Source organism: Streptomyces asiaticus (assembly GCF_018138715.1).
GTDB classification, from domain to species: domain Bacteria; phylum Actinomycetota; class Actinomycetes; order Streptomycetales; family Streptomycetaceae; genus Streptomyces; species Streptomyces asiaticus.
The window spans coordinates 2,345,310-2,369,815 of record NZ_JAGSHX010000006.1 but is presented as its reverse complement, the minus strand read 5'-3'; the positions used below and the strand labels follow the sequence as shown (position 1 = coordinate 2,369,815).

The 24,506-nt window shown below is 71.3% G+C and carries 19 protein-coding genes; 14 read left to right on the top strand and 5 right to left on the bottom strand.

Going from position 1 to position 24,506, the window contains the following annotated elements:
• Positions 1 to 7 precede the first annotated feature (7 nt).
• The gene (locus KHP12_RS17580; RefSeq protein WP_086880331.1) at positions 8 to 2,998 is read right to left on the bottom strand and encodes a glycoside hydrolase family 3 C-terminal domain-containing protein; all 2,991 of its coding nucleotides are present in this window, start codon (positions 2,996 to 2,998) and stop codon (positions 8 to 10) included.
• A 301-nt stretch (positions 2,999 to 3,299) separates the two neighbouring features.
• Here KHP12_RS17580 and KHP12_RS17575 point away from each other — a divergent pair, with 301 nt between their 5' ends.
• The 5 genes from KHP12_RS17575 to KHP12_RS17555 are packed head-to-tail and all read left to right on the top strand — an operon-like array spanning position 3,300 to position 9,693.
• On the top strand, positions 3,300 to 4,982 hold the full coding sequence (locus KHP12_RS17575) for an extracellular solute-binding protein (protein WP_086880330.1): 1,683 nt from the start codon (positions 3,300 to 3,302) through the stop codon (positions 4,980 to 4,982).
• Positions 4,982 to 5,980 (top strand): ABC transporter permease, encoded by a 999-nt coding sequence (locus tag KHP12_RS17570; RefSeq protein WP_107471676.1) that lies wholly within the window; start codon positions 4,982 to 4,984, stop codon positions 5,978 to 5,980. Before KHP12_RS17575 ends, KHP12_RS17570 begins: the two co-directional genes overlap by 1 nt.
• The gene (locus tag KHP12_RS17565; protein WP_086880329.1) at positions 5,977 to 6,930 is read left to right on the top strand and encodes a carbohydrate ABC transporter permease; all 954 of its coding nucleotides are present in this window, start codon (positions 5,977 to 5,979) and stop codon (positions 6,928 to 6,930) included. The genes KHP12_RS17570 and KHP12_RS17565 overlap by 4 nt, the downstream gene beginning before the upstream one ends.
• 44 nt (positions 6,931 to 6,974) lie before the next feature.
• Positions 6,975 to 8,978, top strand: a complete 2,004-nt coding sequence (locus KHP12_RS17560; protein ID WP_210609961.1) for a beta-galactosidase — start codon at positions 6,975 to 6,977, stop codon at positions 8,976 to 8,978.
• A 13-nt stretch (positions 8,979 to 8,991) separates the two neighbouring features.
• On the top strand, positions 8,992 to 9,693 hold the full coding sequence (locus KHP12_RS17555; protein WP_210609963.1) for a glycoside hydrolase family 12 protein: 702 nt from the start codon (positions 8,992 to 8,994) through the stop codon (positions 9,691 to 9,693).
• Between the two features lie 64 nt (positions 9,694 to 9,757).
• Here the strand turns inward: KHP12_RS17555 and KHP12_RS17550 are convergent, their stop codons facing one another.
• The gene (locus KHP12_RS17550; protein ID WP_210609965.1) at positions 9,758 to 10,774 is read right to left on the bottom strand and encodes a LacI family DNA-binding transcriptional regulator; all 1,017 of its coding nucleotides are present in this window, start codon (positions 10,772 to 10,774) and stop codon (positions 9,758 to 9,760) included.
• A gap of 300 nt (positions 10,775 to 11,074) precedes the next feature.
• On the opposite strand from KHP12_RS17550, the gene KHP12_RS17545 reads away from it, so the two are divergent.
• The 7 genes from KHP12_RS17545 (at position 11,075) to KHP12_RS17515 (ending at position 20,509) form a co-directional block, all read left to right on the top strand.
• Positions 11,075 to 13,009, top strand: a complete 1,935-nt coding sequence (locus KHP12_RS17545) for an acyl-CoA dehydrogenase family protein (protein WP_210609967.1) — start codon at positions 11,075 to 11,077, stop codon at positions 13,007 to 13,009.
• A 132-nt stretch (positions 13,010 to 13,141) separates the two neighbouring features.
• The gene (gene dxr, locus KHP12_RS17540) at positions 13,142 to 14,404 is read left to right on the top strand and encodes a 1-deoxy-D-xylulose-5-phosphate reductoisomerase (RefSeq protein WP_086885501.1); all 1,263 of its coding nucleotides are present in this window, start codon (positions 13,142 to 13,144) and stop codon (positions 14,402 to 14,404) included.
• The gene (locus KHP12_RS17535; protein WP_037948716.1) at positions 14,401 to 15,702 is read left to right on the top strand and encodes a M50 family metallopeptidase; all 1,302 of its coding nucleotides are present in this window, start codon (positions 14,401 to 14,403) and stop codon (positions 15,700 to 15,702) included. Before dxr ends, KHP12_RS17535 begins: the two co-directional genes overlap by 4 nt.
• Before the next feature lie 138 nt (positions 15,703 to 15,840).
• The gene (ispG, locus tag KHP12_RS17530; protein WP_210609969.1) at positions 15,841 to 16,998 is read left to right on the top strand and encodes a flavodoxin-dependent (E)-4-hydroxy-3-methylbut-2-enyl-diphosphate synthase; all 1,158 of its coding nucleotides are present in this window, start codon (positions 15,841 to 15,843) and stop codon (positions 16,996 to 16,998) included.
• A gap of 126 nt (positions 16,999 to 17,124) precedes the next feature.
• Positions 17,125 to 17,970, top strand: a complete 846-nt coding sequence (locus KHP12_RS17525; RefSeq protein ID WP_086884765.1) for a GNAT family N-acetyltransferase — start codon at positions 17,125 to 17,127, stop codon at positions 17,968 to 17,970.
• Between the two features lie 25 nt (positions 17,971 to 17,995).
• Positions 17,996 to 18,565, top strand: coding sequence for a GNAT family N-acetyltransferase (locus KHP12_RS17520; RefSeq protein ID WP_086884764.1), 570 nt, complete (start codon positions 17,996 to 17,998; stop codon positions 18,563 to 18,565).
• Positions 18,566 to 18,790: 225 nt separating this feature from the next.
• Complete coding sequence (locus KHP12_RS17515; RefSeq protein ID WP_086884763.1) at positions 18,791 to 20,509, top strand: proline--tRNA ligase; 1,719 nt, start codon at positions 18,791 to 18,793, stop codon at positions 20,507 to 20,509.
• 114 nt (positions 20,510 to 20,623) lie between these two features.
• Here the strand turns inward: KHP12_RS17515 and KHP12_RS17510 are convergent, their stop codons facing one another.
• The 3 genes from KHP12_RS17510 to KHP12_RS17500 are packed head-to-tail and all read right to left on the bottom strand — an operon-like array spanning position 20,624 to position 22,819.
• Positions 20,624 to 21,568 (bottom strand): aminoglycoside phosphotransferase family protein, encoded by a 945-nt coding sequence (locus KHP12_RS17510; RefSeq protein WP_086884762.1) that lies wholly within the window; start codon positions 21,566 to 21,568, stop codon positions 20,624 to 20,626.
• A 31-nt stretch (positions 21,569 to 21,599) separates the two neighbouring features.
• Positions 21,600 to 22,103, bottom strand: a complete 504-nt coding sequence (locus KHP12_RS17505; protein ID WP_037960637.1) for a ferritin-like domain-containing protein — start codon at positions 22,101 to 22,103, stop codon at positions 21,600 to 21,602.
• 32 nt (positions 22,104 to 22,135) lie between these two features.
• A complete protein-coding gene (locus KHP12_RS17500; RefSeq protein ID WP_308016817.1) occupies positions 22,136 to 22,819 on the bottom strand; it encodes a hypothetical protein in 684 nt (227 codons plus the stop codon).
• 137 nt (positions 22,820 to 22,956) lie between these two features.
• Between KHP12_RS17500 and rimP the strand changes: the two genes are divergently transcribed.
• Complete coding sequence (rimP, locus tag KHP12_RS17495) at positions 22,957 to 23,481, top strand: ribosome maturation factor RimP (RefSeq protein ID WP_086884761.1); 525 nt, start codon at positions 22,957 to 22,959, stop codon at positions 23,479 to 23,481.
• 2 nt (positions 23,482 to 23,483) lie between these two features.
• Positions 23,484 to 24,476, top strand: coding sequence for a transcription termination factor NusA (nusA, locus tag KHP12_RS17490; RefSeq protein ID WP_037960643.1), 993 nt, complete (start codon positions 23,484 to 23,486; stop codon positions 24,474 to 24,476).
• Positions 24,477 to 24,506 lie beyond the last annotated feature (30 nt).

Below are 24,506 nucleotides of genomic sequence, written 5' to 3'. Positions count from 1 at the left end.
CGGACCCTCAACCGGAGAAGCCGAGACGGGCCAGTCTCAGGCCGCCGCCGCGCAGCGTGATGTGCAGGTCCTGGACGCCGGTCGGCGGCGTGGGCAGGGCGGCGCGGACCGTGGTGTAGACATAGCGGCCGCCGGTGGGCGGGACGGCGGCGGTGGCCAGGGTGGTGCCGTCGGCGAGGTGCGCCGCGACCGTCGCGCCGTCCCCCGCGACCATCGCGTCGTCCCGCGCGATCATCGCGCCGTCCCCACCAACCATTGCGCCGGCCCCCGCAACCGTCGCGCCGTCCCCCGCCTCAGCGGCGTCGTACGCGGCCTCGACCGTCATCGACATCGCCCCCGCGCCGAAGTCACAGGCGCGGAAGAGCAGTCGGCCGACCGCATCGGCACGGCAGGCCACCGCGTCCCCGCGGACCTTGGCGCGGTCCACCAGCACGATCCCGTCCGCCGCGTCGTAGTCCGCGGCCTCCAGACCGTGTCGCAGCACCGGGCGCGGTGCGGGCGGCGGGCCGTCGACGGTCACGGTGGCGGTGGCGCGCGGATCCGCGCTGGACGCGCCCGCGTGGATCTCGTACGTCCCAGGGTCGACGGTCCAGCGCCCGTGCGCCACGTCCCAGAAGCCCAGCGCGTCCTCGACCGGCACGGTGAAGAACAGCCGCACCCGCTCGCCCCGGCGCAGCCACACCCTGCGGTGGGCGATGAGCCGGTGGTGCGGCAGCGGGACCCGCGACCCCGGCGCGCTCGCGTAGATCTGCACCACCTCCGCGCCGTCGCACGGACCGGAGTTGGTGACCTCGCACTCCACGGTCAGCCCCGTCTCCCGCCGCGCCGACAGCTCGCCGTAGGTGAAGGCGGTGTACGACAGGCCGTGCCCGAAGGGGAAGAGCGGGGCGCCGTCGAAGTACAGATAGGTGGCGCGCGAGGCGATGATGTCGTAGTCGAGCGGATCGGGCAGATCGTGGTCGGAGGCGTACCAGGTCTGCGGCAGCCGCCCCGCCGGTGAGACGTCCCCGAACAGCACCCGGGCCAGCGCCGTGCCCGCCGCCTGGCCGCCGTGCGCCGTCCACAGCAGCGCGGGCAGCGCATCGGTCGCCTCCGCGACCGCGTACGGATAGCTCGAGGTCAGCACCAGCGCGGTCCGCGGATTGGCGGCGTGGGCCGCGCGCCACAGCCGCTCCTGCTGGGCGGGCAGGGCGAGGGTGGTGCGGTCCTCGGTCTCCCGGCCGCCGATGTGCGGGTCGTTGCCCGCCACGACCACCACGGCGTCCGCCCGCGCGGCGGCGCGGGCCACCGCGTCCTCGCCGCGCTCGACGACCTCCAGCCGGAAGACGGTCCCGGTCCCCTCATCGCCGCCGTCACGTTCGGCAACCTTCAGCGCGCCCGCGGCGACACAGACGTAACCACCCGTCCCCAGGTGTCTGAGGAGGTGTCCGTCGGGGTGCGCTTCGAGTGTGAACGTCTCCTGGACCACCCAGCCCCCGGGCTGCTCGGCCGCCGCGCGGACGAAGCCGTCCCCGGCCACGGTCAGGTAGCGGCCGGAGGGCGCGCGCAGGGTGAGCACACCGCCGCCCCAGTCGGCCAGGGACAGATCGGTGGGGGTGTCGCCGACGGTCAGCGGCGGCAGATCGGTACGGCCCGCCGTATGCGCGGGGTTGAGCGAGCCCGACGCCTCCGCCGGACCCTCGTCCTCCGCCGCCGCGTCCGGCACCCGCACCCAACCGGCCGCCGCGCGCAGCCGTACGGTGTCCAGGCCGTCCGCGAAGACCACCCGGTCCGCGCCGAGCCGCTCGGCCAGCGCCTCGCGCGGCGAACTTCGGCGGATCAGGGTGCCGCTGTACCAGTCCAGCTTGCATTCGTCGGCGAGCGGACCGACGACGGCCAGAGTGCGGACGGCGCCTTCGGAGAGTGGCAGCAGACCGTCGTTGGTGAGCAGGACGACGGCCTGTTCGGCGGCCTCCAGGGCGAGCGCGCGATGGGCGGGCGTGTCGAAGGCGCCATCACATTCCTCCGGCTGCCCGTCGAACTCGCCCAGCGCGTACCGCATCCCCAGCAGCCGCCGCACCGCCGTGTCCACCGTGGACACGTCGATCAGCCCGCGCGCCAGCGCGCCCCGCACCCGCGCGATCGTCTTCGACGCGTCCTGGTCGTGGTCGGTGAAGCTGTCCACCCCCGCCCGCAGGGCCGCCGCGACGGCCTCCTCATGGGTGTCGAAGTAGTGCTCGGAGTCGACCAGATTGGATGGCGCGCCCGCGTCGGAGCAGACCACCAGCTCCTGGTCGGTCCAGGTGCGCAAGTGCTCGCGCAGATACGGGGAGACGTGGTTGGGCCGCCCGTTGACCAGGTTGTACGCGGGCATCACCCCCGCCACCGCGCCCGCCCGCACCGCCCCGCGGAAGGCGGCCAGATCGTATTCGTGCAGCACCCGCGGCCGCATCGAGGAGGAGGTGGTGTCCCGGTCGGTCTCGTTGTTGTGCGCCAGCCAGTGCTTCAGGACGGGCGCGGTGCGCCAGCGCTCCGGGTGGTCGCCGCGCAGCCCGCGGGTGTAGGCCGTGGCCAGGGCCGAGGTGAGGTACGGATCCTCGGCGTACCCCTCCTCGTTGCGGCCCCAGCGCGGATCGCGCAGCAGGTTCACCGTCGGCGACCACACATTGAGGCCCACCCGCGGATCGCGTGCGCGCATCGCCCGTGCCTCGCGGCCGACCGCCTCGCCGACGCGCCGCACCAGCTCCGGGTTCCAGGTCGCGCCGAGCCCCACGGCCTGGGGGAAGACGGTGGCCGGACCCATCCAGGCGACGCCGTGCAGCGCCTCCTGCCCGGTGCGGAAGGGCGCGAGGCCGAGCCGCTCCACTCCGGGCGCGTACTGATGGAGCATCGCGATCCGCTCATCCAGCGTGAGCCGGGCCAGCAGGTCCTCGACGCGCGTACGCACCGGCAGCCGTGGATCGCGGAAGGGCGGATCGCGGAAGGGCGGACGCGTGATCAGATCACCGTCATCGCTCACGGATACGGCCCCTCTTCCTCAGCTTGTGCGCCGACTTCCCCAGCCCCTGACGTCGCATCGATGTCGCATCGATGTCGAATCGACGTCGATTCGAAGCGCTTCGATGCTGGGCGCACCATGCCCACCCTGTCAAGGCTCCACGGAAGCCCAACCCATCAGCACCGTGCGCCACCACTCTTGCGCGACCCCACCCCCCGCCTTAATCTCGGCGCAATATCGAAGCGCTTCGACCAATCTTCGACCAATCTCGGCCAACTCGACCATCGGTCGTACGGCGGGCACGCCACGAAGGGTTGACGCAATGCCGAACTCCCAGGCTTCGGCCTCCACTTCCCCTCCCAGCCGGAGAACCTTCCTGGCCTCCACGGCGGTTGCCGCGGCGGCCGCCGCGGGAGGGGTTCCGCTGCTCACCGGCTGCTCCACCGAGGAGGGCTCCGGCAAGGGCGGCACCACCTCAGGCAAGGAGCTGAAGAACCTGCTGCCGGCCTATGTGGCCTCGAAGGTGGCGGACCCCGACATCCCGAGCGTCAACGGCTCCAGCCCCGGCTACACCAAGGCCCCGCCCGCCGCCGAACTGGTCGCCTCCGTACGGGGCAAGCCCGGCCACGGCGGCAGCTACACGATGTTCGAACCGCTCTGGGGCACCCCGCCGCCCAAGAACAACGCCTACTACAAGGCGGTCAACGACGCGCTCGGCGCCACGGTCAAGCTTCAGCCGCAGGACGGCAACACCTACGGCGAGAAGCTCGGCGCCGTCCTCGCCTCCGGCGACATCGCCGATATCGTGATGATTCCGCTCTGGGAGATGGGCGGGCGGATCCATGGCGCGGTCGGCGCCAAATTCGCCGATCTGGGCCCGTATCTCTCCGGCGACAAGGTCAAGAAATATCCGAACCTCGCCGCCATTCCCACCGCCGCCTGGCAGATGTCCGTCTTCGGCGGCAAGCTCCGCGGGCTGCCGATGCCCTCCCGTCCGCTTGCCGGCGTCATTCCGTACTACCGCGAGGACATCTTCACCAAGGAGGGCTATCACGTCCCCAAGAGCCCGGCGGAATTCCTCGCCCTGGCCAAGGAGATCACCCGGCCCAAGAGCAAGGTATGGGCCTGTGACGACATGTGGTGGTCGGCGCAGCGGTTCTTCGGCTGCCCGGGGGAGAAGCCGTACTACTGGATCGAGAAGAACGGCAAGCTGGTCCACAAGGTCGAGACCGAGAACTACCTCGAGGCCCTGGAATGGTGCCGCAAGCTCTTCGCCGGGGGCTATGTCCACCCGGACGCGGTCGCGGGCAAGCTCAATGACGCGCTGACCCGCTTCACCTCCGGACAGACCCTCCTCTACAACGACGGCGACGCCAAGTGGTACGGCGCCACCTTCGAACAGGCCGGTCCCCACCCCGACTTCAAGATTCAGGGAATGGACTGGTTCGGCCCCGACGGCGGCGACCCGGTCATCTATCTCGACCCGCCCGCCCAGATCTGGTCGTTCCTCAACAAGAACCTCTCCAAGGATCAGATCGAGGAAATCCTCGCCCTCGCGAACTTCATCGCCGCGCCCTTCGGCACCAAGGAGCAGCGCCTCATCGACTACGGCGTCGAAGGCGTGCACCACGACATGAAGAAGGGCGTACCGGTCAAGAACGCGACAGGCGTCCGGGACGTCCAGGACACCTATCGCTTCATCGTCTCCCCGCAGGCGAGCGTCGCCTATCCGGACTTCCCCCAGATGGTCGAGGACTACTGCGGCTGGATGCAGCGGATGGGCAAGTTCGCCAGGAAGCCGCTCTTCTACGGAATGCAGATCCAGGAGCCCAATCGGTACGCGTCGCTCTACACACCGTTCGAGGACCTCGCCAAGGACGTGACCCGCGGCCGTAAGTCGATCAAGGACGCCCAGCGGGCCATCAGCGACTGGCGCAGCGGCGGCGGCGACCGGCTCCGCGACTGGTACGCGGGGCTCCTCGACGAGAACGGCAGCGGCGCCTGATGGCCAAGCCGGCCCGTGGCGCCCTGGCGGCCCGTGGCACCGAGCCAAGGCATGGCACCGCGGCGGGCCCCGGCACCCCGACCGCCCGCGCCGGATGGTGGCACCGGCTGCGCCGCGACCGCACCCTCCTCCTGATGGTCGCCCCGGCCGTCGGTCTGCTCCTGCTCTTCACCTATGTGCCGCTGCTCTGGACCACGGTTGCCTATCTGGATTACGACCCGTTCACCCAGGGGCTGTGGACCAGCCCCTGGGTGGGCCTGGACAACTTCAGCCTCCTCTTCGAGGACAGCCGCTTCTGGGACGCCTTCGCCAACACCCTCTCCATCACCTTCATCCAGCTGGTGCTGTTCTTCCCGGTGCCCATCGCGCTGGCGCTGCTGCTCAACAGCGTGCTCAGCGACAAGGTCCGCGGCCTGGTGCAGTCGATCCTGTACTTGCCGCACTTCTTCTCGTGGGTGCTGGTGATCACGATCTTCCAGCAGATGCTCGGCGGCGCCGGGCTGCTCGCCCAGCAGCTGCGCGCCCACGGCCACGAGGGCTTCGACCTGATGACCGACCCGGGCGTCTTCAAGTTCCTGATCACCGCCCAGCTGGTGTGGAAGGACGCGGGCTGGGGCGTGATCGTCTTCCTGGCCGCGCTCTCCGCCGTCAACCAGGACCTCTACGAGGCCGCGGCGGTGGACGGCGCGAACCGCCGGCGCCGGATGTGGCACGTCACGCTGCCCGCGCTGCGCCCCGTGGTCGCCCTGCTGCTGGTGTTGCGCGTCGGTGACTCGCTGACCGTCGGCTTCGAGCAGATCCTGCTCCAGCGCGACGCGGTGGGGCCCGGCGCCTCGGAGGTCTTCGACACCTATGTGTGGTGGGTCGGCATCGCCAACACCGACTACGGGATCGCCGCCGCCGGCGGTCTGATCAAGGGCGCCTTCAGCCTGGTGCTGGTGCTGATCGCCAACAAAGTCGCCCATATGCTCGGCGAGCAGGGGGTTTACCGGAAATGACCGTGACCGAGCGGACCGCGGCCGAGGCCGGACCCGCCGCCCCGCCCCCGCGGCGGCGGCGCGACGAGCGGCGCCCGGTGTGGGAGGAGGAGCCCGGCAGGGTCGGCCAGGGGCTCAAGGGGGCCACCCTGGTCGGGGTGTGTCTGGCGATCCTCGGCCCGCTGTGGGTGGTGGTCGTCACCAGCCTCTCCGATCAGAGGACCATCACCGATGCCGGGGGACTGGTGATCGTCCCCGAGACGATCACCTTCCGGGCCTACACCGAGCTGCTGAGCGGCGGCACGGTGACCCGGGCGACGCTCGTCAGCCTCGCGCTCACCGCCGTGGGCACCGTGATCAGCACCGTCGTCTCGGTCCTGTGCGCCTACGGCCTGTCCCGTCCGGGGTCCTTCCTGCACCGGCCGATCCTGATGGTGCTGCTGGTCACCATGTTCTTCAACGCCGGTCTCATCCCCACGTATCTGCTGGTCACCGGCGTCGGCCTGGAGGGCAGCTACTGGTCGATGATCCTGCCCGGGGCCGTCTCGGTCTTCAACGTCCTGGTGCTGCGGGCGTTCTTCCAGAACATCGCGCCCGAGCTGATCGACAGCGCCCGGATCGACGGCGCGGGGGACTGGCGCATCCTGTTCCGCATCGTGCTGCCGCTGTCGAAGGCCGTGATCGCGGTGGTCTCGCTCTTCTACGCGGTCGGCTACTGGAGCCAGTGGTTCAACGCCATGCTCTACCTCAACGACCAGGACATGTGGCCGCTCCAGATGATCCTGCGCCAGCTGGTGATCAAGCAGCAGGCGCCGCAGGGCATGTCCCAGATGATCTCCACCCAGCAGATCCCCGGACTGGCCGTGCAGATGGCCGTCATGGTGCTCGCGCTGATCCCGGTCGCGGTGCTCTACCCCTTCGTCCAGAAGCACTTCACCAAGGGCATGCTCACCGGCGCCGTCAAGGGCTGACGCCGGTTGCCCCCGTACCCAGCCGACCCGAGACGGGAGCCGGTATGCCCGACCTGAACGACGCCACCCGCGGCCGCGTCCTCTACGGCGGCGACTACAACCCCGAGCAGTGGCCCGAGAGCGTCTGGCACGACGACATCCGGCTGATGCGCCGGGCGGGCGTCACCACCGTCACCGTCGGCGTCTTCTCCTGGGCCCGGCTCGAACCCCGCCCCGACGCACGGGACTTCGACTGGCTGGACCGGGTCCTGGACCTGCTCCACGAGGGCGGGATCGAGGTGTGCCTGGCCACTCCGACCGCCTCCCCGCCGCCCTGGATGGGCTCCCGGCACCCCGAGACCCTGCCGCGCGACGAGAGCGGCGCGGTTGTCTGGTACGGATCACGGAACCAGTTCTGCGCCTCATCACCCGTCTACCGCGAGCACGCCCTGCGCATCACCGAGGACCTGGCGGACCGCTACGGCGGCCATCCGGCCCTGCGGATGTGGCACGTCGGCAACGAGTACTCCACCCACTGCTGGTGCGACGGGACCGCCCGGCACTTCCGCCGCTGGCTGCGCGCCCGGTACGGCGGCCTGGACGCCCTCAACCAGGCGTGGGGGACGGCCTTCTGGAGCCAGCGCTACGACTCCTGGGAGGAGATCATCCCGCCGCGCCGCGCCCAATACCTGATCAACCCCGGTCAGGCGCTGGACTTCCGCCGCTTCACCAGCGACGCCCTGCTGGAGTGCTTCACCGCCGAACGCGACGCGCTGGCCGCCCGCACCCCGCACATCCCCGTGACCACCAACTTCATGCCGCTGTTCATCGGCCAGGACGGCTGGGCCTGGGCGGCGGAGGAGGACGTGGTCTCCGTCGACCTCTACCCCGACCCCGAGGACCCGCACGCGGCCGCCTACGGAGCGATGGTCCAGGACCTGACCCGCTCCCAGGCGGGCGGCCCCTGGGTCCTCATGGAGCAGGCCGCAGGCCCCGTCAACTGGCGCGGCGTCAACCACCCCAAGCCGCACGGGCTGATGCGGCTGTGGTCCCTCCAGGCCGTCGCGCGCGGCGCCGACGCGGTCTGCTTCTTCCAGTGGCGGCAGTCCCGGCAGGGCAGCGAGAAGTTCCACTCCGGGATGGTCCCGCACGCCGGTGAGCACAGCCGCACCTTCGCGCGGGTGTGCGAACTCGGCGCCGAACTGCGCGAACTGGCCCCGGTCGCGGGCACGGACGTCCCCGCGAGGGCCGCGATCCTGCACGACTGGCACTCCTGGTGGGCCTCTGTCCAGGACGGCCGCCCCTCCTCCCTGGTCTCCTGCGAACGGCTGCTGCGCGCCTGGCACCAGGCCCTGTGGGAGCGGAACCTCACCACCGACTTCGCCCATCCGCACGCCGACCTCACCGACTACGCCCTCGTCGCCGTCCCCCAGCTGTATCTGCTCACCGACGAGGCGCTGGACAACCTCGCGGCGTACGTACGCGGCGGCGGCACTCTCGTCTGCGGCTTCTTCACCGGCGTCGCCGACGAGGACGACCGGGTGCGCCCCGGCGGGGTGGACCGCCGCCTCCGCGGGCTCCTCGGCATCCGTACGGTCCACGAGTGGTGGCCGCTGGACGAGGGCGAGGCGCTCACCGCCGAGGGCGCCTGGCTGGGCGCGTTCCACGGCACCCTCTGGTCCGAGGACCTGGAGCCGTCCACCGCCGAACCGGTCGCCCGGATCAGGGGCGGTGAGCTCGACGGCCGCCCCGTCGTCACCCGTAACGCCTACGGCACCGGCACCGCCTGGTACGTCTCCACCCTCCCCGAACCCGCCGCCCTGCGCGCGCTGCTCGGCCGCGCGGCCGAGGAGGCGGGGCTGGCCCCCGCGCTGCCCGGCCTCCCCGCGGGGGTCGAGGCGGTGTGGCGGGGCCCGTATCTCTTCCTGCTCAACCACGGCCGCACCCCGGCGGTCGTCCCCCTCCCGTCCGCGCGGACGGATCTGCTCACCGGGCGCGCGCACCACACCGGCGTCCGGCTGGACCGCTTCGCGGTCATGGTCCTGGCTCCGCCCGAATCCCTCATCTGAAAGGGAAGGTCCCGTGCAACGAGCCGCTCGAACGCTCTTCCTCACCCCGCTGATCGCGTTACTCGCGCTGATCGGCTGCGCCGCCGCCCCCGCCCAGGCCGCCACCTGGTCCTCCTCGGACCAGTGGGGCACCTGGTCCAACGGGGGCTACACCCTCTACAACAACATCTGGGGCTCCGGCGCCGGATCCCAGACCATCTGGGCCAACTCCTCCAGCGACTGGGGAGTGTGGGCCAACCACCCGAACACCGGCGGCATCAAGTCCTACCCCAACGCCAAGAAGGTCGTCGGGAAGAAGATCAGCGCCATCAACACCCTCACCAGCAACTACAGCGTGACGGTCCCGTCCTCGGGTGCCTACAACACCTCGTACGACATCTGGGACAGCAACTACGCGTACGAGATCATGCTCTGGGTCAACAAGACCGGTCCGGTCGGTCCCCTCGGCACCTCCCAGGGCACCGTCACCCTGGGCGGTCATACCTGGACCGTCTACAAGGGCAGCAACGGCTCCAACCAGGTCTTCTCCTTCATCCGCGGCTCCAACTCCAGCTCCGGCTCGGTGGACATCAAGTCCATCGTGAACTGGATCAAGAACACCAAGGGCTGGTTCGGGGATGTGACCATCGGCGATGTCCAGTTCGGCTACGAGATCACCTCCTCGGCCGGTGGTCTGGACTTCCGCACCAACAGCTTCGGAGTGAGCGCGAGCTGATATCCGCGGACCGCCGCCGCCCAGCCAGGCGGCGGCGGTACGCCACCGGCCCGGCGCGGCCGGGTCAGGACGTGCCGGGCGCCGGGCCCGAGCTGGCCCGTACGGTCAGCTCCGGGGCGAGCAGGGTCACCTGCTCCTCGGGGGCGTCGCCCGCCAGCTTCGCCACCGTCAGCTCCACGGCCCGCCGCCCCATCTCCTGTGCGGGGATGGCCACCGAGGTGAGCCGCACCGACGCCTGGGTGGCCACCTGCTCGGGGCATATGGCGACCACCGAGATGTCCTCGGGCACCGCGCGGCCCTGCCGGCGCAACAGGCTGAGCAGCGGTTCGATGGCCGCCTCGTTCTGCACCACGAAGCCGGTGGTGCCGGGCCGCTCGTCGAAGATCCGGGAGAGGGTGCCGTCCATGGACTCGTAGCTGCCCTCGCACGGGCGGTGCAGCAGCCGCACCCCCAGCTCGGCGGCGCGGCGGCGCAGCCCCTCCAGGGTCCGCTCGGCGAAGCCGGTGTGGCGCTCATAGACGGCCGGGGCCTCGCCCACGACCGCGATCTCCCGGTGGCCGAGGTCCGCCAGATGCTCGGCGCACAGCGCACCGGTGGCGGTGAAGTCCAGATCGACGCAGGTCAGGCCGACGGTGTCGGCGGGGAGCCCGATCAGCACGGTGGGCTGGCGGGCCGCGTGCAGCAGCGGCAGCCGTTCGTCCTCGAGCTCCACATCCATCACGATCATGGCGTCGGCGAGCCCGCTGCCGGTCACCCGGCGCACCGCCGCCGGGCCCTCCTCCCCGGTGAGCAGGAGGACGTCATAGCCGTGGGAGCGGGCGGTGGTGGCGACCGCGATGGCGATCTCCATCATCACCGGCACATATATGTCCGTCCGCAGTGGCACCATGAGCGCGAGGATGTTGGAGCGGCTGCTGGCCAGGGCGCGGGCCCCGGCGTTGGGGTGGTAGCCGAGCTCCTTGATGCTGTGCTCGACGCGCTCGCGGGTGGGAGTGGAGATCGACCGCTTGCCGCTGAGGACGTAGCTCACCGTGCTGGCGGAGACTCCGGCGTGGCGGGCGACCTCGGCGAGGGTGACCATGCGGGGGACTCCATCCGGGGGATCGTCAGTGAAGCGCTTCGACGCATGGCCGAGCCTCTTCGTCTGACCATGCGGGTTGACACTAAACCCGCAGCGCAAGGACTGTCCAGAGGGTATCGAAGCGCTTCGACGTCACGCCTCTGCCCCTCGGTACTCCTGCCGGGTCCGCCGCCGCGGCGGTCCTTCCCGAACCTCCCGATCCGGGCGGCCTCCCGCTTTGCCGTCCGGTCGGACCGGATGCACACTGGCAGCGGTACGTGCCGGTAATGTCACGAGATCGTCGCGGCAAAGGGAGCACCGATGACCGCATCCTCCGTCAGGCCGGTGTCCGAGCGTGAAGCGCGCCAGGTCGCCGAGGCCGCACGCGAACAGGTATGGCACAAGCCCAGCTTCGCCAAGGAGCTCTTCCTCGGCCGCTTCCGACTCGATCTGATCCATCCCCACCCCGCCCCCGCCCCGGACGACGTCCGCCGCGGCGAGACCTTCCTCGACAAGCTCCAGGAGTTCTGCGAAACGCGGGTCGACGCCGCCCGTATCGAGCGCGAGGCGCAGATCCCCGACGAGACCCTCAAGGGGCTCAAGGAACTCGGCGCGCTCGGCATGAAGATCGACACCAAGTACGGGGGGCTCGGCCTCACCCAGGTCTACTACAACAAGGCCCTCGCCCTGGCCGGCTCCGTCAGCCCGGCGATCGGCGCCCTGCTCTCCGCCCACCAGTCGATCGGCGTACCGCAGCCGCTGAAGCTCTTCGGCACCCAGGAGCAGAAGGACCTCTTCCTGCCGCGCTGCGCCCGCACCGACATCTCGGCCTTCCTGCTCACCGAGCCGGACGTGGGCTCCGACCCGGCCCGCCTCGCCACCACCGCCGTGCCCGACGGCGACGACTACCTGCTGGACGGCGTCAAGCTGTGGACCACCAACGGGGTGGTCGCCGACCTGCTGGTGGTGATGGCCCGGGTGCCGCGCTCCGAGGGCCACAAGGGCGGCATCACCGCCTTCGTCGTCGAGACCGCCTCCGAGGGCGTCACCGTCGAGAACCGCAACGCCTTCATGGGGCTGCGCGGCCTGGAGAACGGCGTCACCCGCTTCCACCGGGTCCGCGTCCCGGCCGCCAACCGGATCGGCCCCGAGGGCGCCGGCCTCAAGATCGCGCTGACCACGCTCAACACCGGACGGCTGTCGCTGCCCGCGATGTGCGCGGGCGCCGGGAAGTGGTGTCTGAAGATCGCCCGCGAATGGTCCGCCGCCCGTGAGCAGTGGGGCAAGCCCATCGCCAAGCACGAGGCCGTCGGCGCCAAGATCTCCTTCATCGCGGCGACCACCTTCGCCCTGGAGGCCGTCATCGACCTCGCCTCCCAGATGGCCGACGAGGATCGCAACGACATCCGCATCGAGGCGGCGCTCGCCAAGCTCTACGGCAGCGAGATGGCCTGGCTGATGGCCGACGAACTGGTCCAGATCCGCGGCGGCCGGGGCTATGAGACCGCGGCCTCGCTGGCCGCCCGCGGCGAGCGGGCCGTCCCCGCCGAGCAGATGCTGCGCGATCTGCGCATCAACCGGATCTTCGAGGGCTCGACCGAGATCATGCACCTCCTCATCGCCCGGGAGGCCGTGGACGCCCATCTGTCGGTGGCGGGCGATCTCATCGACCCCGAAAAGTCCCTCCAGGACAAGGGCAAGGCGGCCGCCAAGGCCGGTGGCTTCTACGCCCGCTGGCTGCCCGGCCTGCTCGCCGGCCCCGGTCAACTGCCCCGCGCCTACCCGGAGTTCAACCCGGCCGGCCACCCCGACCTCTCCCCGCATCTGCGCTATGTGGAGCGCTCGGCGCGCAAGCTGGCCCGCTCCACGTTCTACGCCATGTCGCGCTGGCAGGGCCGGATGGAGACCAAACAGGGCTTCCTCAGCCGGATCGTCGACATCGGCGCGGAGCTGTTCGCGATGAGCGCGGCCTGCGTGCGGGCCGAGATGCTGCGCTCCCGCGGCGACCACGGCGTCGCGGCCTACCAGTTGGCCGACGCGTTCTGCCGGCAGGCCAGGATCCGCGCCGACGAGCTCTTCGGGCGGCTGTGGACCAACACCGACGAGCTCGACCGCAAGGTGGTCTCCGGCGTGCTCTCCGGGACGTACGAGTGGCTCGAGCACGGTGTGATCGACCCCAGCGGCGACGGCCCCTGGATCGCCGACGCCACCCCCGGCCCGACCGCCAAGCGGAATGTCCACCGCCGCATCCCCTGAGGAGCCGCCCCAGCCCCTGAGGAAGCCGCCGGGAAGCCGCCGGAGCACGCGCCGACAGGCTCCCGGGATCCGCGATCACCGGATCCCGGGGCTTGTCACCGAGCCGTCACCCCTTGCCCCCACAATGGGGGGATGACGGATTCCCTGGCTGACCCGCATCTGCGCGTTCCGGCGGCCACCGCCGCGGCGAGCGTGCGCGACATCGTGATCCTGGGCTCCACCGGTTCGATCGGCACCCAGGCCATCGACGTGGTGCTGCGCAACCCCGACCGCTTCCGCGTGACCGGCCTGTCCGCCGCCGGGGGCCGGGCCGGGCTCCTCGCCGAGCAGGCCCACCGGCTGCGGGTGGACAGGGTCGCGGTCGCCCGGCCCGAGGCGGTGGCGGAGGTGCGCCAGGCGCTGAGCGCGCGCTACGGCGCCGGTGAGCCGCTCCCCGAGATCCTGGCGGGGCCCGACGCGGCCACCGAGCTCGCCCGCTCCCAGTGCCACACCGTGCTCAACGGCATCACCGGCTCCATCGGCCTGGCGCCCACCCTGGCCGCCCTGGAGGCGGGCCGGGTGCTGGCGCTGGCCAACAAGGAATCGCTCATCGTCGGCGGCCCCCTGGTCAAGGCCGTGGCCAAGCCCGGGCAGATCGTCCCCGTCGACTCCGAGCACTCCGCGCTCTTCCAGGCGCTGCTCGGCGGCGCCCGCGAGGAGGTCCGCAAGCTGGTCGTCACCGCCTCCGGCGGCCCGTTCCGCGGCCGGACCAAGCGCGAGCTGGCCTCGGTCACCCCGGAGCAGGCGCTGGCCCACCCCACCTGGGACATGGGTCCGGTGGTCACGATCAACTCCGCGACCCTCGTCAACAAGGGCCTGGAGGTCATCGAGGCCCACCTGCTCTACGACATTCCCTTCGAGCGGATTGAGGTGGTGGTCCACCCTCAGTCGTATATCCACTCGATGGTTGAATTCACCGATGGCTCGACGCTCGCCCAGGCGAGCCCGCCCGATATGCGGATGCCCATCGCGCTCGGCCTCGGCTGGCCCGAGCGGGTGCCGGACGCCGCGCCCGGCTGCGACTGGACCAAGGCCCACACCTGGGAGTTCTTCCCCCTGGACACCGAGGCGTTCCCCTCCGTCGGCCTCGCCCGCCACGTCGGCGACCTCGGCGGCACCGCCCCGGCCGTCTTCAACGCGGCGAACGAGGAGTGCGTGGACGCCTTCCTTGACGGAAAGCTGCCCTTCAACGGAATCGTCGATACGGTCGCCGAGGTGGTGGCCGAGCACGGCACCCCGGCCGCGGGAACCCGGCTCACCGTCGCGGACGTCCTCGAGGCCGAGACATGGGCCCGCGCCCGCGCAACGGAACTGGCCGCCAGAGCGGCGAAGGCGACCCCGGAGGCTCGCGCATGACGACACTGATGACGGTCCTCGGCATAGTGGTGTTCGCCGTCGGCCTGCTGATCTCCATTGCCTGGCATGAGCTCGGCCACCTCTCCACGGCCAAGCTCTTCGGCATCCGGGTGCCCCAGTACATGGTCGGCTTCGGGCCGACCATCTTCTCCCGGAAGAAGGGCGAGACCGAGTACGGCATCAAGGCGGTTCCGCTCGGCGGCTACATCCGCATGATCGGGATGTTCCCGCCGGGCGACGACGGAAAGATCACCGCGCGCTCCACCTCACCGTGGCGCGGCATGATCGAGGACGCCCGGTCGGCCGCCTTCGAGGAGCTCCAGCCCGGCGACGACAAGCGCCTGTTCTACACGCGCAAGCCGTGGAAGCGCGTGATCGTCATGTTCGCCGGGCCCTTTATGAACCTGGTCCTCGCGGTGGCGATCTTCCTCGGGGTGATGATGAGCTTCGGCGTCAACACCCAGACCACCAATGTGGGCACGGTCTCCCAGTGCGTGGTCGCGGCCTCGGCCTCCACCGACAAGTGCCCCAAGGGCGCCAAGGACTCCCCGGCCAAGGCCGCCGGTCTACAGCCCAGGGACAAGATCGTCGCCTTCAACGGGCACCCCACCCCGGACTGGGGCACCCTCCAGCAGGACATCCGCGAGACCACCGGCCCCGCCACGATCACCGTCGAGCGGGACGGCGTCCGCAAGACCCTGAACGCCAACCTCATAAAGAACCAGGTCGCCAAGTCCGACGGGAACGGCGGCTATGTCGAGGGCGAGTTCGTCACCGCCGGCTTCCTCGGCTTCACCCCCGCCACCGGAGTGGTCCAGCAGTCCTTCGGGCAGTCCGTGGACCGTATGGGCAACATGGTCGAGGACGGCATCGACTCGATGATCGCCCTGCCCTCCAAGATCCCGGACCTGTGGAACGCGGCCTTCGGGGACGGCGAGCGCAAGGCGGACTCCCCGATGGGCGTCGTGGGCGCGGCCCGGGTCGGCGGCGAGGTCGCCAACCTCGACATCCCGCCCTCCCAGCGGATCGCGACCATGCTCTTCCTGGTCGCCGGGTTCAACCTCTCGCTGTTCCTGTTCAACATGCTGCCGCTGCTGCCGCTGGACGGCGGCCACATCGCGGGTGCGGTGTGGGAGTCCATCCGGCGCCACACCGCCCGGCTGGTCCGGCGGCCCGACCCCGGACCGTTCGATGTGGCGAAGATGATGCCGGCGGCCTATGTGATCGCCGGAGTCTTCATCTGCTTCACGCTGCTCGTCCTGGTGGCGGACGTCGTGAACCCCGTGAAAATCTCCTGATGACGCGAGATGTCCTGAAGTTCACCTTTGGGTGGACTTCAGGAGCGCGGTGTGCTGAGGCCATGGCCGGTGCCGTAATCTCGGAGATCGGAGTCCGCTGATCTCCAGCCACGCACACACCTTGGGGTTACGAACCAGATGACTGCGATTTCGCTAGGAATGCCGTCCGTACCGGCCAAGCTCGCCGAGCGCAGGGTCAGCCGGAAGATCCAGGTCGGATCGGTGGCCGTGGGCGGCGACGCGCCGATCTCGGTGCAGTCGATGACGACGACGGTGACGGCGGACATCGGTGCGACGTTGCAGCAGATCGCGGAGTTGACGGCGTCGGGGTGCCAGATCGTGCGGGTGGCGTGTCCGTCGCAGGATGACGCGGACGCGTTGCCGGTGATCGCGAAGAAGTCGCAGATTCCGGTGATCGCCGATATTCACTTCCAGCCGAAGTATGTGTTCGCGGCGATTGATGCCGGGTGTGCGGCGGTGCGGGTGAATCCGGGGAACATCCGGCAGTTCGACGACAAGGTCAGGGAGATCGCGAAGGCGGCGTCGGACGCGGGTGTGCCGATTCGTATCGGGGTGAACGCGGGGTCGCTGGACAAGCGGTTGCTGGAGAAGTACGGCAAGGCCACGCCGGAGGCGTTGGTGGAGTCGGCGTTGTGGGAGTGCTCGCTGTTCGAGGAGCACGGGTTCCGGGATATCAAGATCTCGGTGAAGCACAACGATCCGGTGGTGATGGTCAATGCTTATCGTCAGCTGGCGGCTCAGTGTGACTATCCGCTGCATCTGGGTGTGACGGAGGCGGGTCCGGCGTTTCAGGGGACGATCAAGTCGGCGGTGGCGTTCGGTGCGCTGTTGAGTGAGGGGATCGGGGACACGATCCGGGTGTCGCTGTCGGCGCCTCCGGCGGAGGAGGTGAAGGTCGGGATCCAGATTCTGGAGTCGTTGAATCTGCGGCAGCGGCGGTTGGAGATCGTCTCGTGTCCGTCGTGCGGTCGGGCGCAGGTGGATGTGTACAAGCTCGCGGATGAGGTGACGGCCGGTCTGGAGGGCATGGAGGTCCCGCTGCGGGTCGCGGTCATGGGCTGTGTCGTCAACGGTCCCGGCGAGGCCCGCGAGGCGGACCTGGGCGTCGCCTCCGGCAACGGCAAGGGGCAGATCTTCGTCAAGGGCGAGGTCATCAAGACCGTGCCGGAGTCGAAGATCGTGGAGACCCTGATCGACGAGGCCATGAAGATCGCCGAGCAGATGGAGAAGGACGGCATCGCCTCCGGCGAACCCTCGGTTTCCGTCAGCGGCTGAAAAGCCTCCCCGGAGGCGAACCCGGGCCGGGAAAAGGCGGTGAGGGGCCCTCTTGGGCTGCGCGGTAGAGTCTGAGGATCGACGTCCCCGGCCCGCGGGCCCGCACCACGTGAGGCAGACCGACACGTGCTGACCACGTCCACCACCAGGGTCCTCGAGCCCCATGAGCTCGACGCGGCCCTTGCGGTGCTCGACCGCGACCCCGTCTCGAACGCCTTCGTGGCCGCCCGCGTCCAGGCCGCCGGCCTGGACCCGTGGCGGCTCGGCGGCGAGATGTGGGGCTGGTACTCCGGCGGGCGGCTGGAGTCGCTCTGCTACGCCGGGGCCAACCTCGTGCCCATCTGCGCCACCCCCGAGGCCGTACGCGGCTTCGCCGAGCGCGCCCGCCGGGCGGGCCGCCGCTGCTCCTCGATCGTCGGCCCCGCGGAGACCACCGCCGGGCTGTGGTCCCTGCTGGAGCCCAGCTGGGGCCCGGCCCGTGAGGTCCGCGCCCGGCAGCCGCTGATGGTCACCAGCTCGATGTCCGCCGACGTCCCGCCCGATCCGATGGTGCGCCGCGTCCGCAAGGACGAGATGGACGTGATCATGCCGGCGTGCGTGGCGATGTTCACCGAGGAGGTGGGCGTCTCGCCGCTCGCGGGGGACGGCGGGCTGCTCTACCAGGCGCGGGTCGCCGAGCTCGTCACCGCCGGGCGCTCCTTCGCCCGGGTCGAGAACGGCCGGGTGGTGTTCAAGGCCGAGATCGGCGCGGCCACCCCGCACGCCTGCCAGATCCAGGGCGTATGGGTGGCCCCCGAGTACCGCGGCCGCGGCCTGTCCGAGACCGGGATGGCGGCCGTGCTGCGCTATGCGCTGAGCGAGGTCGCCCCGGTGGTGAGCCTGTACGTCAACGATTTCAACACCGCGGCCCGCGCCGCGTACCGCCGGGTCGGCTTCCGGGAAGTCGGCGCGTTCATGAGTGTGCTGTTCTGATCGACGGGCCAGTAGGGTGCCGCCCATGCTGCATCTCCCCGGGGGGCGGACCCCGGAACCCGAAGACGTCGTCGTCGGGTCGCTCGACCTCGCCGCGCGCGTGGACGAAGCGCTCGACGTCCAGGCCGTCGCCTTCGGGCTGACGGCCGAGGAGGTCGGCGTACGACGCCACATCGTGCTGCGCCACCTCAAGAGCCCCGGCGCCCGCGCGCTCGGCGCGACCACGCCCTCCGGACGGCTCGTCGGCTTCGTCTACGGCATGCCCAACAACCGCACCCACTGGTGGTCCACGGTCGTCCAGCCGTATCTGCGCGCGGCCGGGTACGAGGACTGGCTGGACGACTCGTTCGTCATCACCGAGCTGCACGTCCACCCCGAGTACCAGGGCCGCGGCATCGGCCGGCAGCTGATCACGACCATCACGGACGGTGCCGACGAGCCGCGCTCGATCCTGTCCGCGATCGACACCGAGAGCCCGGCCCGCGCGCTCTACCGCTCACTGGGCTACCGCGACCTCGCCCGCCCCGTGCTCTTCCCGAGCGCCCCGAGCCCGTACGCCGTGATGGGAGCCCCCCTACCGCTGCGCCGCCACTGAGCGCTCCGCTGGAAGTGCCGCGATGCGTCGTTGGCCGTCTGCGGCGCCGTCGTGGCTGGTCGCCCACGTGGCGGAGCCGCATATCGACACAGCCCCGCGCCCCTCCGGGGCGCTGCCGAGCCGTAGCGGACTTCGCCCGACCCGTCGCGGAGCCGTGCGCATTTCCGGGAAACCAGCCCGTGCGGCTAACCTCCTGAGCATCCCATCGCACGCAGGAGAGACCCCATGGCCCACGCCGTCAACGTCCAGCGCATGTCCACGATGATGCTGAAGACGCTGCGCGAAGACCCGGCGGACGCCGAGACCGCCAGCCACAAGCTGCTCGTCCGCGCCGGGTACGTCCGCCGCGCCGCCGCGGGCGTCTGGACCTGGCTGCCGATCGGCAAGAAGGTCCTGGAGAACGTCTCGCGGATCGTCCGCGAGGAGATGGACGCCATCGGCGCCCAGGAGGTCCTCCTGCCCGCGCTGCTGCCGCGCGAGCCGTACGAGACGAGCGGCCGCTGGGACGAGTACGGCGATCTGCTCTTCCGGATCAAGGACCGTAAGGGCGCGGACTACCTCCTCGGCCCGACCCACGAGGAGATCTTCACCCTGACGGTCAAGGACCAGTGCACGTCCTACAAGGACCTGCCGGTCATGCTCTACCAGATCCAGACCAAGTACCGGGACGAGGCCCGCCCCCGCTCCGGTGTGCTGCGCGGGCGCGAGTTCCTGATGAAGGACTCGTACTCCTTCGACACCACCGACGAGGGCCTCGCCGAGTCCTACCGGCTGCACCGCCAGGCGTACCAGCGGATCTTCCAGCGCCTCGGCCTGGACTACCGCATCGTCTCCGCGGTCTCCGGCGCGATGGGCGGCTCGGCCTCCGAGGAGTTCCTGGCCCCGGCGGCGGCCGGCGAGGACACCTTCGTCGACTGCCCGAACTGCGACTACGCCGCGAACACCGAGGCGGTCACGGTGACCGTGCCGCCGGTCGAGGGCGCCGGGCACGGTCCCCTCGAGGAGCTGGACACCCCGGACACCCCGACCATCGAGTCCCTCGCCGAGTACCTCGGCGTCCCGGCCTCCGCCACCCTGAAGAACCTCCTGGTCAAGGTCGACGGCGAGATCACCGCGGTGGGCGTCCCCGGCGACCGCGAGGTGGACCTGGGCAAGCTGGGCGAGCACCTGGCCCCGGCCGTCGTCGAGCTCGTCACGGCCGAGGACTTCGAGGGCCGCCCCGAGCTGGTGCGTGGCTACGTCGGTCCGCAGGGCCTGGCGGGCAAGTCCTTCCGCTACATCGCCGACCCGCGTATCGCCCCCGGCACCGCCTGGGTGACCGGCGCCAACAAGCCCGACACCCATGCGCGCAACGTGGTCTGCGGCCGTGACTTCGAGGTCGACGAGTACCTGGACGTCGTCGTGGTCGAGCCGGGCGACCCCTGCCCCCGCTGCGGTGCGGGCATCGAGCTGGACCGGGCGATCGAGATCGGCCACATCTTCCAGCTCGGCCGCAAGTACGCCGACGCCTTCCAGCTCGATGTGCTCGGCCAGAACGGCAAGCCGGCGCGGGTCACGATGGGCTCGTACGGCATCGGCGTCTCCCGCGCCGTCGCCGCCCTCGCCGAGCAGACCCACGACGAGTCCGGACTCTGCTGGCCCCGCGAGGTCGCCCCGGCCGACGTCCACATCGTCGCGGCGGGCAAGGCCCTCCAGACCGAGATGGCCCTGGACCTCGCGGAGAAGCTGGGCACGGCGGGCCTGCGCGTCATGGTCGACGACCGCGCCGGTGTCTCCCCGGGCGTGAAGTTCACCGACTCCGAGCTGATCGGCGTCCCGACCATCCTGGTGGTGGGCCGTGGCGCGAAGGACGGCGTCGTCGAGCTGAAGGACCGCCGCACGGGCGAGCGCGAGGACCTCCCCATCGACGAGGCCATCGCCCGCCTCACGGCCACCACCGGCTGACGACCACGGCGGCGCCGGGGGCGCGGCGCCGGGCGGCGAAGCCCGCGCCCGCCGCCCAAGCGCGCCGGAGGCGCGGGACGAAGGCCGTACCCCCGGCCGGGCCGAGCGGCCCGGTCAGAGCCAGCCCGCGAACTCCAGCAGCAGCTCCGCGCGCCGGTGGTCGCCCGCCGCCGCGTGGCGCAGGCCCGTCTCGACGGCGCGGTAGAGGGACCAGCCGCGCAGCCGGTCGCGGTCGACGTCCAGGGAGTCCGCCAGCTTGGCGACCCGGCGGCGCGCGGCCGCGGCGGGGCCGGGGCCGGCGGCCAGGTCCTCGCAGCGGTCGAGCACCAGCCGCGCCAGGTCGTACGCGCGCTCGCCCACGACCGGCGCCGGACCCACCGCGAGCCAGGGCGCGCGCTCCCCGGCCAGCACCTTCCCCTGCCGGAAGGCGCCGTGCAGCAGCACCTCCTCGGGCGGCTCGGAGGGCAGCGCCGCCCGCAGCTCCAGCGCCTCGTCGGTGAGCGGACGGGCCTCCGCCGCCCAGCCCCCGGTGCCGAGCACCCGCAGGATCTCCCGCTCCTCCTCGGTACGTCCGGAGACCGACGCGAACGGATGCCCCTCGGGCGGCGGCACCCACAGCCGCCGCACCGTGCCCGCCGCCTCCAGCAGCGCCTTCGGCTCGGGCAGCGAACGCAGCGACACCGCGCCGTGCAGCCGCTCGAGCAGCAGCGCACCGGTGTCCGGGTCGGCGCGCAGCAGCCGGGCCGCGCCCCAGCCGTTCCAGTGCGCGAGGGCGGCCCGCTCACGGTCCGCGTCCGGGCCGGGGACCGGGAACTTCAGCGCCGCCGGGGCGCCGTCCGCCTGCCGTACGAGCGCGACGAGCCCATGACGCCCCCCGGGCATCGCGACCCGCTCCAGGGTCAGCTCCCAGGCCGCCAGCTGCCGCCCGGCCGTCCCGGGGAGGGCGTCAAGCCAGCTCCGCACGGCGCTCGCGGGGTCGTCGCTCAGCGCGTCCAGAAGCCGCTTCGGCACGGGGACGCGGTCCGTATCGCGGCCGTCGGGCCGTGGTGCCGATGCCATGCCTGAGCTGTCCCCTCCACCATCAATGTCGTCACACCCCGTCCGACCCACCGCTCGGCGACGCCGACGGAGTGGCCGGTGTGGCGTGTTCGGTGAGCCCAGGGAAGGCTACGCCGCCGCCCCGCCAGCGCACCGCCCGGACCGCCGCCTCCCGCAGCGCGCCTGCCGCCTGGCGGCGCAGGGATCCGGTCGAGGCCCGTACGAGGTCGGCGTAGACGGCGGCGACCCGGTTCTCCAGCTCGGCCGCGAGCCGCACCGCGGCGGGCGCGTCCGGCACCGCGAAGGGCAGGGCGTAGGCGGGCGCCGCGCTGGTGGGGCGGCCGTCTAAGTCGCGCACGGTGCGGGCGAGGTCGTCCCGGCGCGCGCGGTGCGCGGCGTAGCCCTCGCGCGCCTCCGCGAGCCGGTCGTCGCCGATCCGGCCGCCGACGACGCCGTAGCCGTACACCGCGGCGTGCTCGGCGGCGAGCGCCGCCTGCGCGGCCCTGAGTGCCGCGGCGCGTTCGCCGACGGCCGAGTGGTCTGCTCGAGCGGCCATGTCAGTACCCCTTCCGGTGGTCCCGAGCGTGATCACGAGTCCGCGTCGCGCTGCGTGAGGAGATACACGTGGGCGGCGCCGCAGGCCGCGACGGAGGCCAGCAGCCGGGCCAGCTCGGGCGGCGCGGTGGCGAGCGCGGCGGTGCGGGTGTCGGCGGTCTGGCGCTCGGCCTGGACGAGGGCGGAGAGGGCCTGCTTCTCGTCCTTGGGGACCTTCGGCATCCGCCGTCCGCCCGCCGAGGGCGAGCGCGACACGGTCGCGGAGGGGGAGGGGGACCTGCCCTCGGCGGTGAAGACCGCGACATGCCGGGCCGTCTCCTCCCGCAGCGGGGCCAGCCGTTCCGCGAGGGCGGGATGCGCGTCCACGGTAGCGTCGTAGCGCGCGAGGAGTGCCGTGGAGTCCCGCGCGCCCCGCGCCCGCAGCAGCGCGACGTCCGCTCCGCCGTCCGCCTCGCGCCGGGACTCGCGGTCGTCGGAGCAGCCGCTCAGCAGCGCGACGGCCCCCAGCGCCCCGCCGCCCAGCAGCAGACTCCGCCGCCGGGCCACCGGTGCGGCGCAGGTCGAGGAGGCGGCGGACGCTGAAGACACAGCGGATTCGAGCGACGGGGAGACGGCGGACACCGCGTCGGGCGCGGCTGTGGCACGGGGTGGGGGAGTGGTGATCGACACGTTCCTCTTTCCGGGCTGCGGCCGCTCCTGGCCGCCGGTAGTGATCACAGCAGGCGAGCGTACCCGCGCCGAGGCCGTCTGCCCGGCAGCGGCCACCGAATCGTCAGCCCGCCGCCGGAACAGATAGGCTTTGACCTGACACGCGACCTTCCCACAACAGCACACGCGGCCGAGGAGTCACCCGGATGAGCACCACCCAGAGCGAGAGGCTGCGCGGACTGCTGGAACCGCTCGTCAGCGCGCGAGACCTGGATCTGGAAGAGGTCGAGGTGACACCGGCCGGGCGGCGGCGCGTGCTGAGAGTGGTCGTGGACTCCGACGACGGCGTCCAGCTGGACACGTGTGCGGAGCTGAGCCGGGACATCTCCAAGACCCTCGACGACACGGAGGCCATGGGCCAGACCGCGTACGTCCTCGAGGTCACCTCTCCCGGCGCCGAGCGCCCTCTGACCGAGCCGCGCCACTACCGCCGCGCCACCGGCCGCCTCATGAGAGCGCGCCTCGCCGGAGGCGACGAGCTGGTGGCCCGGATCGTCTCGGTGGACGACGAGGGCCTCGATCTGGAAGTTCCCGGTGTGAAGGGGCGCAAGCCCACCGCCAGGCGGCTGGCCTTCGAGGAGATCTCCAAGGCCCGGGTGGAGATCGAGTTCAACCGCAAGCCCGCGGACAAGGCCGCGGGCGAGGACGACGAGAGCAAGGAGGAGGCGTAGCCGTGGACATCGACATGAGTGCCCTGCGGGGTCTGGTGCGAGAGAAGGAGATCTCCTTCGACCTGCTGGTCGAGGCGATCGAATCGGCCCTCCTCATCGCCTATCACCGCACCGAGGGAAGCCGTCGCCGGGCCCGCGTGGAGCTCAACCGCGACACCGGCCATGTGACCGTCTGGGCCCGCGAGGACGACGAGGACCTGACGGAGGGGCAGGAGCCCCAGGAGTTCGACGACACCCCCTCCGGCTTCGGCCGGATCGCCGCGATGACCGCGAAGCAGGTCATCCTCCAGCGGCTGCGGGACGCCGAGGAGGAGATCACCTTCGGCGAGTACGCGGGGCGGGAGGGCGATGTCGTCGCGGGCGTCGTCCAGCAGGGCAAGGACCCCAAGAACGTGCTGGTGGACATCGGCCGTCTCGAGGCGATCCTGCCGGTGCAGGAGCAGGTCCCGGGCGAGGACTACGCCCACGGCACCCGGCTGCGTACGTACGTCGTACGAGTCGTCAAGGGCGTGCGCGGACCGTCGGTGACCCTTTCGCGTACGCATCCCAATCTGGTCAAGAAGCTCTTCGCGCTCGAGGTGCCGGAGATCGCGGACGGCTCGGTGGAGATCGCGGCGATCGCCCGCGAGGCGGGCCACCGCACCAAGATCGCGGTCCGGTCCACCCGTACGGGGCTGAACGCCAAGGGCGCGTGCATCGGCCCGATGGGCGGGCGGGTGCGCAGCGTGATGGCCGAGCTGCACGGCGAGAAGATCGACATCGTCGACTGGTCGGACGACCCCGCTGAGCTGGTGGCGAACGCGCTGTCACCCGCGCGGGTGAGCAAGGTCGAGGTGGTCGACCTGGCGGCCCGCTCGGCCCGGGTCACCGTGCCGGACTACCAGCTGTCGCTCGCCATCGGCAAGGAGGGGCAGAACGCCCGGCTGGCGGCGCGGCTGACCGGCTGGCGGATCGACATCCGGCCGGACACCGAGCAGTCGGGTGATCAAGGCTGATTCAGGTCGGATCCCGCGGGATCCGGGCCA

Bases quoted from the DNA above. Each gene is read 5' to 3' on its own strand.
- KHP12_RS17575 (WP_086880330.1), top strand. From the start codon at position 3,300: ATGCCGAACTCCCAGGCTTCGGCCTCCACTTCCCCTCCCAGCCGGAGA.
- KHP12_RS17570 (WP_107471676.1), top strand. From the start codon at position 4,982: ATGGCCAAGCCGGCCCGTGGCGCCCTGGCGGCCCGTGGCACCGAGCCA.
- KHP12_RS17565 (WP_086880329.1), top strand. From the start codon at position 5,977: ATGACCGTGACCGAGCGGACCGCGGCCGAGGCCGGACCCGCCGCCCCG.
- KHP12_RS17560 (WP_210609961.1), top strand. From the start codon at position 6,975: ATGCCCGACCTGAACGACGCCACCCGCGGCCGCGTCCTCTACGGCGGC.
- KHP12_RS17550 (WP_210609965.1), bottom strand. From the start codon at position 10,774: ATGGTCACCCTCGCCGAGGTCGCCCGCCACGCCGGAGTCTCCGCCAGC.
- KHP12_RS17545 (WP_210609967.1), top strand. From the start codon at position 11,075: ATGACCGCATCCTCCGTCAGGCCGGTGTCCGAGCGTGAAGCGCGCCAG.
- dxr (WP_086885501.1), top strand. From the start codon at position 13,142: ATGACGGATTCCCTGGCTGACCCGCATCTGCGCGTTCCGGCGGCCACC.
- KHP12_RS17535 (WP_037948716.1), top strand. From the start codon at position 14,401: ATGACGACACTGATGACGGTCCTCGGCATAGTGGTGTTCGCCGTCGGC.
- ispG (WP_210609969.1), top strand. From the start codon at position 15,841: ATGACTGCGATTTCGCTAGGAATGCCGTCCGTACCGGCCAAGCTCGCC.
- KHP12_RS17520 (WP_086884764.1), top strand. From the start codon at position 17,996: ATGCTGCATCTCCCCGGGGGGCGGACCCCGGAACCCGAAGACGTCGTC.
- KHP12_RS17515 (WP_086884763.1), top strand. From the start codon at position 18,791: ATGGCCCACGCCGTCAACGTCCAGCGCATGTCCACGATGATGCTGAAG.
- KHP12_RS17510 (WP_086884762.1), bottom strand. From the start codon at position 21,568: ATGGCATCGGCACCACGGCCCGACGGCCGCGATACGGACCGCGTCCCC.
- KHP12_RS17505 (WP_037960637.1), bottom strand. From the start codon at position 22,103: ATGGCCGCTCGAGCAGACCACTCGGCCGTCGGCGAACGCGCCGCGGCA.
- rimP (WP_086884761.1), top strand. From the start codon at position 22,957: ATGAGCACCACCCAGAGCGAGAGGCTGCGCGGACTGCTGGAACCGCTC.